11 protein-coding genes are annotated in these 13,574 nt (G+C 36.1%); 9 read left to right on the top strand and 2 right to left on the bottom strand.

Translation table 11 applies throughout. The features are described from left to right. Positions 1-32: 32 nt before the first annotated feature. A complete protein-coding gene (gene rsmA, locus OM074_RS06225) occupies positions 33-809 on the bottom strand; it encodes a 16S rRNA (adenine(1518)-N(6)/adenine(1519)-N(6))-dimethyltransferase RsmA (protein ID WP_301198515.1) in 777 nt (258 codons plus the stop codon). Positions 810-1,005: 196 nt separating this feature from the next. On the opposite strand from rsmA, the gene OM074_RS06220 reads away from it, so the two are divergent. The 9 genes from OM074_RS06220 (at position 1,006) to OM074_RS06180 (ending at position 12,022) form a co-directional block, all read left to right on the top strand. Further along, positions 1,006-1,989, top strand: coding sequence for a lysylphosphatidylglycerol synthase transmembrane domain-containing protein (locus tag OM074_RS06220; RefSeq protein ID WP_301198514.1), 984 nt, complete (start codon positions 1,006-1,008; stop codon positions 1,987-1,989). Beyond that, on the top strand, positions 1,989-2,936 hold the full coding sequence (locus OM074_RS06215) for a lysylphosphatidylglycerol synthase domain-containing protein (RefSeq protein WP_301198512.1): 948 nt from the start codon (positions 1,989-1,991) through the stop codon (positions 2,934-2,936). Before OM074_RS06220 ends, OM074_RS06215 begins: the two co-directional genes overlap by 1 nt. A gap of 126 nt (positions 2,937-3,062) precedes the next feature. After that, on the top strand, positions 3,063-4,211 hold the full coding sequence (locus tag OM074_RS06210) for an SPOR domain-containing protein (RefSeq protein ID WP_301198510.1): 1,149 nt from the start codon (positions 3,063-3,065) through the stop codon (positions 4,209-4,211). 80 nt (positions 4,212-4,291) lie between these two features. Beyond that, complete coding sequence (locus OM074_RS06205; protein WP_301198508.1) at positions 4,292-5,416, top strand: glycosyltransferase; 1,125 nt, start codon at positions 4,292-4,294, stop codon at positions 5,414-5,416. Positions 5,417-5,503: 87 nt separating this feature from the next. After that, a complete protein-coding gene (locus OM074_RS06200; RefSeq protein ID WP_301198507.1) occupies positions 5,504-7,687 on the top strand; it encodes an ATP-binding protein in 2,184 nt (727 codons plus the stop codon). A gap of 479 nt (positions 7,688-8,166) precedes the next feature. Continuing rightward, positions 8,167-10,047: a DUF3289 family protein gene (locus OM074_RS06195; RefSeq protein WP_301198506.1), complete on the top strand. Its 1,881-nt coding sequence runs from the start codon at positions 8,167-8,169 to the stop codon at positions 10,045-10,047. A gap of 1 nt (position 10,048) precedes the next feature. Beyond that, a complete protein-coding gene (locus tag OM074_RS06190; protein WP_301198504.1) occupies positions 10,049-10,519 on the top strand; it encodes a hypothetical protein in 471 nt (156 codons plus the stop codon). 417 nt (positions 10,520-10,936) lie between these two features. Beyond that, complete coding sequence (locus OM074_RS06185; RefSeq protein ID WP_301198502.1) at positions 10,937-11,413, top strand: hypothetical protein; 477 nt, start codon at positions 10,937-10,939, stop codon at positions 11,411-11,413. Between the two features lie 180 nt (positions 11,414-11,593). Further along, positions 11,594-12,022: a hypothetical protein gene (locus OM074_RS06180; RefSeq protein WP_301198501.1), complete on the top strand. Its 429-nt coding sequence runs from the start codon at positions 11,594-11,596 to the stop codon at positions 12,020-12,022. A gap of 114 nt (positions 12,023-12,136) precedes the next feature. On the opposite strand, the gene OM074_RS06175 is transcribed toward OM074_RS06180, so the two are convergent. Beyond that, complete coding sequence (locus OM074_RS06175) at positions 12,137-13,258, bottom strand: beta-helix domain-containing protein (protein ID WP_301198500.1); 1,122 nt, start codon at positions 13,256-13,258, stop codon at positions 12,137-12,139. Between the last annotated feature and the right edge of the window lie 316 nt (positions 13,259-13,574).

Below are 13,574 nucleotides of genomic sequence, written 5' to 3'. Positions count from 1 at the left end.
CCCTTAAAAGGGGACTGTTCTCATGAAATAACCTATTGGTTGCTTTGTATAAAATTTGTTAGTTCAACAAATTGGGCAACCGAAAGTTGTTCGGGACGTTTGGTGAAAAGCGGCAATTCAGCAATATTTTCCCTGTTGAAAGGGATTGCCTTTAATGAATTGCTTAGTGTTTTTCTGCGTTGGTTAAAGCCTGCCTTTACAACCCTGAAAAATAGTTTTTCATCACAATCCAGCTTTGTAACGTTGTTTCTTACCAAACGGATAACTCCTGATTTAACCTTTGGTGGTGGGTTGAACACATGCTCCTGAACAGTAAATAGATATTCTACATCATAATAAGCCTGTAAAAACACACTCAAAATCCCATACACCTTGCTTCCCGGAGGAGAGGCCAGCCTTTCTGCTACTTCTTTTTGGAGCATGCCTACAACTTGTGGTATTTTCTCCTTATAATCCAAAACTTTAAAAAATATCTGGCTCGAAATATTATAGGGGAAATTTCCAATGATGTTAAAGTTGTCTTCTCCAAGGGTGTTTAAATCCATCTTTAAAAAGTCGCCGGATATAACTTTCCCATGTAGCGAAGGATAGTGTTCGTTAAGGTATTCAACCGATTCTGTATCCAGTTCAATAAGCTGAAGGTTTATATCCTCCTTTTCAACCAAATATTTTGTTAGCACCCCCATCCCCGGACCAATCTCAATTATTCGGGTTTTATAATCGCTCACACTCTCAACAATTCTGCGGGCAATACTTTCATCGGTTAAAAAGTGTTGTCCCAGATGTTTTTTTGCTTTAACATTTTTCATTGGCAATATTTTAGCTAAATACAGAAACAAAAACAAGTGATTTTACAGATTATAGTTACTTATGTGGTTTGTATTTTGCACAAACAAATAATCTTTTTTAAAATTGCACTCGCTAAATCCTGCGGCAAAGGTAAAATATTATTGGTAAAATTTCCCGGATAATCCGTGAGGTAAACACAAAACAAACAGAAACGCATTGAAAAAGTACATCATTAATACCATCAAGTTTTTAATTTACTTATCCATTGGAGCTTTTTTGATGTGGTTTGTTTACCGCAAATATGATATGCAGGAAATACAAAATACGCTGAGCAAAGGTGTAAATTATTGGTGGATATTACTATCGATGGTAGCCGGGTTGGCCAGTCATTTTAGCAGGACCATACGTTGGCAGATGCTGATTGAGCCCATAGAAAAGAGGACCCGCATAACCAATACGTTTTTTGCAGTGATGGTAGGTTATTTTGCTAACCTGCTGATCCCAAGGATGGGAGAAATATCAAGGTGCGGTGTGTTGAGCCGATATGAAAAAATATCGGTAACCCGTTTGATTGGTACCGTTGTGGTTGAGAGGTTGATTGATGTTGTAATGTTGCTGTTGTGTTTGTTTCTGGTTTTAGTGCTTCAGTTTAATGTGGTAGTTAATTTTCTTTCAAAGAATACCGATTTCTCAAAAGTGTCTGAAATTTTTACCTCTTTTTGGACTTATGTTGTGATTGCAGGTATTGTAGTAGTGATTCTGGTATTTAAAAACAGCTTTGCAAAGTCGGCGGTGTTTTTTAAAATTAAAGGGTTGTGGGGCAAGTTCTCCGAAGGTTTTCTGGCTATTAAAAATATTGAAAATAAAGGACTTTTTATTTTTCATACAGTGTTTATCTGGGTCATGTATTTTCTGATGATCTATGTATGTTTTTTTGGATTTGAGTTTACTTCTTCATTGTCTCCTTTGGCAGGTTTAAGTGTTTTTGTTTTGGGAAGTCTGGGTATGGTTGCCCCTGTTCAGGGAGGAATGGGGCCCTGGCATTTTATGGTTATCTCCTCGTTGCTGATGTATGGAATAACAAAAACCGAAGGAGCCGCTTTTGCACTGATAGTTTGGAGTTCGCTAAATGCCATGATTGTTTTGATGGGTATTGTTTCGCTTATATTGTTACCGGTAATTAACAGGAGCAAATCCTGATGTTCCGCAACACCAAAAGGTGGATCCCCGGCATCCTGTTGTTGGTTTGTTCCTATGGATTTATTGCTTGGAAATTAATAGGTTTTGAGGCCGACTTTGATGGATATTTTCTTAATATCCTTGATTCTCCTATTTTTCTGTTGGTACTTATCTTGTCTGTTTTTAATATTCTTGCCGAGGCGGTAAAGTGGCAAATGTTGGTTTCATATATAAAGCCGGTTAGTTTACAAAAATCCGTAGGGATGGTGCTTGCAGGTTTTACTTCTGGTATTTTTACGCCATCTAAACTTGGTGAACCTGTTGGCAGGGTTATGTCGTTGCCCAAAGAGGATTGGGCAAAGGCAACACTGTTAAATTATTTTAGCGGTTTTCTTCAAAACGTGGTTCTTTTGCTTATGGGATTTGTTTTTATAGGTATTATGCAACAGGATGGGGAAAACATATTCAGATCGGTGTTTTACTATAGTTTGTTACTGCTGGTTTTTTGCTTATGTATGGCCGTTTTTATAGGAGTTTACAAGAATAGGATTTGGCAACGGGTACAGCACTTTCGTATTTTAAATAAGTTGTTGGGTATAGGAACCGTTTTGAAAGAGATAAAACCCTTAGTGCATGGCAAGTTGATGTTGTTGAGTTTGGTTAGGTACATCCTATACTGTTCTCAATTAATATTGCTGTTAATGATTTTTACACAGAATAACCATTATAGCGAATTCGTATTGCTGGCCCCTATTTATTTTATGTGCATAACCATGGTGCCTTCCTTTGTTCTTGCCGATTTAGGGGTTCGTAATTCTGTAGGTATTTTGCTGTTTTCAACTATTCAGGTTGATGAAGTTGCAGTGGTGTTATCGGTTAGTCTGCTTTATGTTATCAACCAGATTGTGCCGGCATTGTTGGGTTCTGCAAGTATATTACATTTAGAAAAAAAACGGCCTGTTTCTTAAACTATAATTAGGTGTGCTAATTAAAATAGCATCAATCTTTTAAACAATAGTGTTTTAAATCATTAAAAACTCATTATCTTTAGTTCGCTTTTTCCATTTTATTCACTAAAAAATAACTAAAACCCGATGGAAAAATATATATCAGAATTAATACAAGAAAATAATAGAGTAATCATCCCTAATTTTGGGGCGTTTATCATTTCAAAAGAAAATGGTGTAAGTATCCTGTTTAATAACTTTTTAAGTTTTAATGACGGGCTGCTTGTAAATTATGTTGCCGAGCAAAAAGGGATTGATACCATTGTGGCTACTGATCAGGTTTTTGAATTTGTTGATAATTTGAAAAAACAGCTCGATGAACAAGGTGTTTATGCCATTGAAAAATTGGGCGTGTTTAAAAAGGATGAAAATGGTATTTTAAGGTTTCAGCAGGCTGAAGATTTTGGTGAAGGGTTTGTTTCAAAAGAACCTGTGGTTGAGGAGGAAGAAGTGGACGATGCAACAACAAAGGAGGAGCCACAGGATATGGAAGAGGGGAAAAAAGAAACTTTTTTGCTGGATATCGACAATTCATCTGAAATAACGGAAGCGGGCGATGATGAAAAGATAGGCGAAACACCATCTGAAGATGAGTACAAGCCGGGTTCGGAAGCCATATTGACTATTGATAATGAACCTGAAGAAGTTGAGGCTGAAACAAAAAAGGAAACTGTTGTAGTACCTAAAGCTGAGCCGGTAAAGCCAAAGGTTCAGGTTGTTTCTGAAAAGAAATCCGGTGCAACAGAAACCAATAAATATGTACAGGAAACCATAAAGGAGAAGAAAAGGAAGGATATCATTACCTTTATTATTATTGCTGTTCTGTTGGTAATTTGTATTGGTGCTTATTTCTTGTTTTTTAATAAGCCGCAAAAAAAAGTTATTAAAACTATCCCTGTAAAGGTAGAAAAGCCTGTTACAAAGCAACCAGTGGTTACAGATACTGTTCCTAAGGTTGTTAGTAAGCCGGAACCTATACAGGAACCTGTTAAACCTGCTGTTGCTGCAGGGAAAGACTTTTTTATTATTGTAGGAAGTTTTAAAAATGAAGCCAACGCTGTAAAGATGCTAAACAAACTTAAAGCGTCAGGATTTGGTAATGCACAGATCATCCCTAAAGGAAATATGTTTTTGGTAAGTGCAGATTCGAGCCCTTCTTATAAAAAGATAGAAACTCGTCAGCAAGAAATTCTTGAAAATGATAAAATAGAGAGCTGGCTTTATAAGGTCAGATAGAAAAAATTCTCATAATTATCGGGGGTGTCTCAGGTCAAAATATGATTTAGGGATAGCCCCTTTGTTTTGCATTATATATTATGTTTGTTGGTTTGTTTTGCGGAGTGTGTGTTGTTTTATATGTATTGTACTATAAAACCATTTATGCCTTTATTAAAGGTGTAAAGTCCATTCCTGCTTTTAAACCTGGGCACAAGGGGATTCAACCTGTCAGCTGTATTGTTCCTTTTAGAAATGAGTATGAAAATATTGCAGCTTTAGTTTCAAGTTTCAGGAATCAAAGTGTTGATGATATATATTATGAAGTCATTTTTGTGGATGACCATAGTACGGATCATTCGTTTGATTTGTTGGAAGGGCTTACTAAGGGTATCCCAAATTATATAGTGGTGAGGAGTAACGGAACAGGGAAAAAGGATGCGATTAATATGGGAGTTTCGGTAGCAAGGCATGATTATGTTATTACTACGGATGCGGATTGCACCTTTGGCAAAGATTGGTTACTGGTTATCGGCAATTACCTTCATGCGCATCGTGTGGATATGTTAATCGGCCCGGTTGAAATTGAATCCTCATCTTCATTTTTTAGTAGGTTTCAGCATGTTGACTTTTTGAGCCTGGTTACTTGCGGGGCCGGAGCTGCAGCAATAAATAAACCCATTATGTGCAACGGTGCCAATCTGGTGTTCCGGAAGGGATTGTATCATGCAGTTTTTGGTGATATGCTAAACCGGTACGCATCAGGAGATGATATATTTTTGCTGCAGAGTGCCAAAAAGATCAAGGCCGGTATTTGTTTTCTGAATAGTACTGATGCCGTTGTTAAGACTGGTCCTGTAGAGGGCTTAAAACAGTTTTTGAACCAACGTGTGCGGTGGGCTTCAAAAAGTAAAGGATATACTGATTATTATACTTTGTATGTGGCCTGGCTTGTTTTTTTGAGTAACCTGGCTGCTGCTGCATTGCCATTTACCGTTTTTTGGTCACCAGTTGTAACTGTTGTTATTGGTGCTTTATTCGTGGTAAAAAGTTTTGTGGATTATTATCTTTTAAAACAAGGTGGTAGCCTGTTTAACAGATCTGTTTCTTTGCGCACTTTTGTTCTTTCACAACTGTTGTATCCTTTTTATATTGTATTTACTGTTTTTTATGCCCTGTTTGGCACTGTTACCTGGAAAGGCAGGGGAATTGTTGATAAGACTTAATGTTCTATTAATGTAATAATGACCTTATCAATACATGGTATTTTAACTGCTATTATAATTTCACCCTTTCAATAATTTATAGGGGACGTGAAATTTAGTAATAAACTATTAATCTGGTTTTCAGTATTTGCAATATCCATCGCTACTTTATCAGGATGGATTGGCTGGATGTATTTTTCAACAAAAGGTGAAACTCTTCGATTGTCGGGCGATGTGCACACTACGTATTTCAATCTTTTAAAACTAAAAAACATCACCAATGACTTTTTGCTGCTCGAAACCCACAATACAACTTTTTATATAAAAGAAAAAAGTCCATATCTGGTGGAATCTAACAGGCAAAACATTTTGTTGCATAACGATATTGAAGAGTTGATCATTAAATACAGACATTCAGAATTTATTTGTAATTCTCTGCACCAAATAAACAATATGCTTACGCAACGCGATTCAATTTTTAAATCGCTTTATGCCCTGGTAGTGGAGCGAGGGTATAAGGATTTTGGTTTGGTGGGGAAAATGAGGGAATATGCCCATTTGCTTGAGGATGATAATATCATTGATAAAACCGGACTGCTATCGCTACGAAGGAGGGAAAAGGATTATATCATTCGGCACGAACAGCAGTATGTAACCAAATATGTGCACATATTTAACAGGTTAAGGGCTAATCTGTATAATAACAAAACCATTGAGCACCTTGATGCGTATTCTAAAACCTTTCATAAAGTGGTGCAGTTGGATATTATGATGGGCTTGCACGATAATAGCGGATTAAAAGGGGAGCTCAATAAAATGGATCATTTGCTGGAAGAACGAATGACCAAAGTGCTTGGAATTGCAAAATTGCACAGCGATAAAAAGATTGCAGACCTTAGGAAAACCATGGTTTTTGTAATTGCCTTTACGATGCTCCTCTGTTTTTTTATTGCCAATCTGCTGTCGAGCGGAATAACCAAGCCGCTAACCAGGCTAACCCATTTAATTGATAAAATCATACTAACCGATTTTAAAGCCATGCCTAAATTGAACAAGATCTCCGGCAGCCGCGAAATAAGTATCCTGTATCGTGAATTTGGACAAATGATTGAGCTTTTAAAAGGGCACGAAAAGGAAAGAAGCAAATTGATTGTACGCTTAACCGATAACGAAAAAAAATATCGGGAGATGGCTGATAAGTTGCCCCAGGGTTTGTTTGAAACAGATAGGCGGGGCGTGTTGGTATATGTTAATAAAATGTGGGAAAAGAATTTTGGGTATTCGAAGGCAGAAGCTGAATTTCAGCTCAATATTTTTGAACTGACAAACAAAAACTCTAACCATAAAAATGCGGCACGGCAAAATGAAGTTATAGCCCTTAGAAAAGATAAATCATGGTTTCCGGGATTGTTGTATATGGATAAAGTTGAAGAAGACGGGCAGCACAAGGGTTGGAGAGGCGTATTGATTGATATTTCGGAAAGATATGAATATAACAAGCTGCTAAAAGAGGAGAGGAGGAAAGCAAACGAGTCAGACAGGTTAAAGACAGCTTTTCTGGCGAATATTTCGCATGAAATACGTACCCCTTTAAATGCAATTTTGGGGTTTAGCACTTTGCTAAAGAATAAAAACTTTACAGAGAATGAAAAGCAGGAGTATTACAAGGTTATTGAAAAAAGCAGCCATGATCTGCTTTCTTCCTTTGATGATATTATTTCGGTTTCAAGGATGGAAACGGATAATTATAAACTGAAAATGCAAGCGCTCAACCTGAATGCATTTTCAAATGAAATTGTTGAGCTTGTTTCTGATAAAGCAATTGGTAAAGGAAAAGACAAGGTTTCGATTGATTATCGTGAAAGTAATGAAAACCCGGTTAGCGAGGTTATTATTGATAAAGAAAGGGTAAAAGAGGTGATTATGCGCCTTTGCGAAAATGCGATTAAGTTTACCCATTCGGGAATGATAGAAATAGGTCATACCTTGCTTAAAACTAAAATCATTTTTTTTGTAAAAGACAGTGGCATTGGAATCCCCGAAGATAAGCACAAAATTATCTTTGATCCCTTTAGGCAAGTAGATGAAACAAACACCAAAACTACCGGGGGCACCGGTCTTGGTTTGGCAATCTGTAAAAGCCTGGTTAATCAGATGAACGGTACCATATGGGTTGAGTCCATGCCCGGTAAGGGTTCCGCATTTTATTTCAGTATTGATTATTCGGTTCCTGATAGCCAGGGTGATAATGCTGTTGTCGTGCCCAGGCAATCAACGGTGCGGCAGAGTTGAAAGGCGTGACTAAACAGTTAAACCCGACTTTTAAATAAAATGAGGCGTAACTAAATAGTCAAAGCCAAAATTTTTAAAAAAATGCCCTTTAACCATTTAGTCAAGAGTCAAAAAAGCAAAAAGATGGCCATGACCGTTTAGTTAAAGGCTCCAAAACCATTTTTTCGTGCTTTAACCGTTTAGTCACAACCAAAATTTTGATTTTTCAAGGATTAACCATTTAGTCACCATATAACAACGCCCCTCTCCTTTAAGTTTCTTTTTATTTTTACCCCAGATATTTAAAAATGATAAGCTTTTTTTTGGAGTTAAAATTCCCCTGACCCTAGTTTTAAAGAGACTTCATAAAATGTCAAGTCTTTTTTTAATGTTATACAACATTTATGCTTATCGTTTATTCTATTTCGAATTCATATACTTTTAGGTCCATTATTTAATAATTTATTAAAAATCATAATTTTTAGTCAAACCCCGATAAAATGATCAAAGGAAAACTTATCGACGACTGCTACGAATACCGCATACTGCGCATGAATGTTGAGGTAAACCAAAAACTGGGCATAAATAATATTCCCGTTTGCGATCCCGACCATATTAAATACCACCTGGAGGTTGAAAGCGACCGGCATCCACATTTTTTATATTGCATATCCCAAACCGTTCGACGCGACTTAATTCAGCTTAAATTTGAATCGCCTCGTTTGGGCGAAAAAGGCCGGGTGTTTAACCTGTACGATTGTATTGTTCCCAAGTTTGAAGAAGTATATGGCCATACCACCGGCGAGCCCCTTAAAATGAAGCTCACCCTGGTAGCCGGCATGAGTTACCTCAATGGTGAGTTTATGGAACGCCTCGAATGGTGCCGCTTTAACAAAGATTTGATAGATAAAGACCCAATGGTTTTTACCCGCGAAAGGGCTGAGGAGGTGATGAGTGGCAGGTATGTAGCACCGGTTGCTACTACATCAGAAACAGAACAGTTGTTGGTTAAAAAGGTGGAAGGCCCATTTGCCGGGGATGGCCGTAAAGCCCAGGAATTAATAATGGGAAACACCTACATTTATAAGGTAACAGAATACAACAATGGCGAAGGAGATAAACTCAACAACACACATTGGAGTGTTGAACTTAATAACAGTGGGCAACTAAGCCAACTCAATAAAAGTAATGCCTTTATTGACAAGGGGACTATTTGCTACAAATACACACCCGAAAAAGCCGAAAATATCAGAATATATGCCTGGTGCAACGAGGCCACAAAAGATGTGAGTGTTGATGTGCCGGTGGTGTGTTTTCCATTTTGTGTGGATCGGGTTAATTTACCAGGATTAAATAGGGATTTGAGTGATATAGCTGATGATTTGGCGTATGGATATGGAAAAGTGACGTCACGACCGATCTATAGCTCTGCATTGATTAATCAATATAAATCAGAATATATTAATAGTGGTTTTGACTTTGAGGGAAAGCACAGTCTGTTTGCTAACACAGAAAACGATAATTATCCAGTAAAAGCAATATACTCAGAAAAGCAAATGGCAGATACGGAAGTTAAGTTGTTTGGTAAAGATTGGATGGAGTGGTATGATTCTGGTGATGATATTATGAAATATAAGTCAAAAGAGAAGTACCCGGATGAAAAGCTCTTTGAAATATTTAAGGATAAAGCTAAATTTTGGTTTGCAGAAGGCCAACTTGATGGAAATATCGAAAGAATGATCGATAAGTTTCAAGAGAATAGCGGAGGCGTTTATGAGGATCCTGCTTTATCAAATGCTTTAATCAATAGTCCTAATATGGAATTGTATTGTAATAATGTACAAGATTACATAGCTCAAAGGCTAAAAGAAAGAAAGGGGTTGATCTCTAAAAATATTAATGGGGTTAACCCAATAAAGGATGATACTATCTATATGGTTTTGGAACCAAATTCTCGAAAAACAAGGAGGGATATTGGAAAAATAACAACAATTCCACGAAAGGATGGAAACGGCAATACATTCTTTTTTCGCCCCATATTTGGATCAAAAGATGATAGAACTAAGGGAACACAAATTGCAACCAATGATATTTGGTCAACTGAAGTAAAAATCACCAATATAACTTTCACGGGAGAAGATTATACTATTAATTATCATGTGAATTTATGGGATCATTTTGGTTTGGACATCGGAGATATGGAGGCAATGCCTAATATTGTTCCTTTTGCTAAAGATACATTCGCTGTATGGTTTGTTTTGCAGCACCTACGAGGTTATAAACCTTTTATAACAAAAGTCCAATTTAGTAGATCATTTACTGGCAATATAAATAAAGGAATGAAAGACAGAGTAAATGAACGTCAAAGTAAAAAACAATAATATGCGGAAAAAGATAAACTATTTGTCCTTATTAGTATTCTTCACTTTATGTGCTTGTTCTGATGATGTTAAGTTTGAAACCTCTACAGGAATTAAGAAATACTACCATTGGGGTCATAAATATCGAGACTTTTATTTGGTCAGTAATTATGATGACAGCAAGTACAGTAAAATAGAAGAGTTGGTTTCATATGAGTTTAATAAGATATTGAAGGCAAATGATTCAATAGAATTGGTTCATTTTTCTTTCTATAAAAGAAATTGGAATACATCACGCTTTTTAAATGATGACCCTTTTGGTCACCATAGTCCACTACTTCCTGAAAATGACAATAAATATGGAGAGTATTTTATAGATTGGATTTATTATGAAAGGTTTAAAAAACCTAACATATGGATTTACCATTCTATGAAGACAGCTATTACAGATACAATAGAAATGAAAATAATGGACAAAAAGTTTATGCATTGATTACCCAAAAGAAACTTGGCAGTTGAGGCAAGACTTGGAGAAAGGTTGCGATAACCCAGATAAGAAAGAATACAAATTAAAAGATAAAGAAGCCTATGTTGATTACGCAATGAATTTTATTAAAAACTCAACAAAGAAAATAGTTACAATACTTATTGTTAGTTCATTATGTTTCACTTGTAGTTCAAATGTCAAAAAGTCTCCAAACTTTATACGCTTGGTTATTTGAATTACACTGTATGTCTTAAGTTCAAATATCTACGAAATTAGAGAGGTAGTAATATTGGACAAACCTGATATGGAGAAAATATATAGATTTGGTGCTGGATTTAGAGCATGGTTTGTATTACAACATGCCAGAAATTACAAACCTTTTATCACTAAAGTTAACTTTAGTAAGTCACTAAATATATTACTATGAGAATACTACTTTCGTTATCAATTTTAATATTCACATTTAGTTGTAATCAATCAACGGAGTTTTATAGCTTGAATAAACTTAGTTTTGAGCATTTAAATAAAAATAATCAAAAACAAATTTATGAGTATATAGTTATAGCCAACCCTCCTGTAATACAGGATTCGTTAATATTATTGCTCACTAATTACAATAATACAACTATTAACTTTGAGGCATTAAATAATGATAACGTAATCTTTTATCAAAGATCGTTTTACAAAGAAACAAGAGATACTCCTCGCGATTATGAAGAAGACCATTCTTTTATATCCAATATTATTGCTGACCATATAGATGATTTAATAGCTGTTGTAAAAAAGGACAAAAATGATAATTGGACTCTTAAGCTAAAAATTCAGAATAACCCAGATAAATGGAAAGAATTGAAAATTCAGATGAACAATAAACTTCAATGTACTACAGGCAAAAGATGAAGAAGCTTGGTTTACCTTAGAATATTTAAGATGCTATAAACCCTTTATTACAAAAATGCAATTTTCAAAGGAATTTTCAGGAGTATTGAGTGAAGGTAAAAATGAGAGAGTGAAACATAGAAATTTTAATGAAAGAATGAATAGAATAGGAAATTCTGGAGAATTTTAAAATAAGAAAATATGAAATATTTATTGTCAGTTTTATTGATTCTATTGATAGTTAGTTGTGATAATGAATTTCACGCAGAGAGAGTAGATATTGATACAAGTTGTCAAACAGGAGCAAATGAATTGTATTTGACTAATAATTATCCTAAAGATGTTGCAGAAAGACGCAAGTTATATTTTGAATTTGCGAAATTAAATATGATGAACTTGTGCGATTTGGATTCGTGTATCTCTAGCTATTCGATAACTTTTTATGAAGATTGTAACTGTACAAGAGGATATATAAAAAGACAGGAAGAATTAAGAAGGGTAGAATCTTTATACGAGAGGTGTGAGAATTATTACAATGGCAGTTTTTTATATGAAAGATCAAAAGACAATCCTAATGTTTGGATACTTACTTATCCCAAAGAATTTAAAGATACAATCTATTGCAAGTAAACAAGTGAAATAAAAATGGGTTAATCTTATAAGAAGAGCAAGAGCAGTTTTTGCCTCATTGTTTACCTTAGAATATTTAAGAGGCTATAAGCCGGTTATAACTATAGCGTATTCCTACTTCTCAGGCATTGACCATCCTGTTGCCCACTCTGGCATTGCTGAACCATTACCGGCACCCTTGGTATTGGGGTTTTCTCCAACTTCAATTCCTTCAGATGCTTTTCCTAGTGCAGATAATGTTTCAGGGGCATCAGTAAAAAGCACGTTTGTAATGGAAATGTCTCCATTGGCAATACGCTCCTGAGCCGAAAGATCGGATTCACTGGCATAAAAATAAGGGCCATCTGCGGCTGCCCCTATTACTATATCATCAATGTTTTGCATGCCGGCTCCTTCAAAAAAGTTCCAGGGTTTATAACCACTTCCCTGTATGGTTGTATGACTGATGTGTACATTGGTAACGGGCTCTGCAGCTCCGTTGCGGTCGTTGTTCGATCCTTCAACAGCCGAGTTTTCTGAATCTTTAATGTACCAATAGGATCCGCCACCTGTCCAGCCATCGGTAAAATCAACGCCATCATCCTGACTGCCTATTGATACCAGGTGATTGGCAACAACGCTGCCCCCAAAAAACTCAAATCCATCGTCGTTGGCCAGGTAAGAAGATACATAATCTACCATGGTTCCCGCTCCGACACCAAAAAATGAAATGCCGTTAAACTGTTTTTCTGGGGTGTAATTATATCCCGAATACTCAACCCTCAGGTACTTGATGGAACCAGAAGAATCCTCTGTATCGTCGCCGCCATATTTTAAAGAACCCACTTCCGAAACCCTTAATTCATCAGTGTTAACAGGTGCATGACCACAAACAACCAACCCTCCCCATGCTCCGGGCACCTCAAGGTTGGAGGTCATTATCACAGGCTTTTCTTTGGTGCCGTTTACCATAATTTTTGATCCCCGGGCAATAGCTATGTAAGAAACCGTTCCGCCTTTAACCAATATTTTTGTACCCGGAAGAATGGTTAGTGTAGCTCCGTTTTTAATAAGCATTACGCCATCCAGGTTATTCACCACCGACGAATCCAAAACAACATCGCTACGGTACTCCCCGGCAATATTATAGGCGTCGGCTTTTAAAGGCCCCTGAACTTCATCTTTTTGGCAAGAGGAAGAAAGCACACAAAGACTTAATATAGCTGGCACGAAGTATATGAGTTTTAATCTTTTCATTTTATAATGCATTATATATGGGTAAAATACGCAAGTATGGCATATGAGTTACCAGAAAAGGTAAGGATTTTAATTCCCTGCACAAAATAGCAAAATTAAGAGATAACGCAATGTTAATATATCGTAGTTGTTTTTGTTGAATACTTATAATATGTGCCAGTAAAAAATACTAAAGCAATAAAAAAACCACGTCTGAAAAGACGTGGGTTCAAATATTTTAAAATTACTGCTGATGCGTTAAAAATTATCACTAAACAAATTTAATTGTTCTTTGACATCTTGATTGATTTGATATTCTGTAAGCAGTTCTTTTATT

Origin of the sequence: Plebeiibacterium marinum (assembly GCF_026013615.1) — a bacterium.
GTDB classification, from domain to species: Bacteria; Bacteroidota; Bacteroidia; order Bacteroidales; family Marinilabiliaceae; genus Saccharicrinis; species Saccharicrinis marinus_A.
This window is presented reverse-complemented; position numbering and strand designations above follow the sequence as displayed.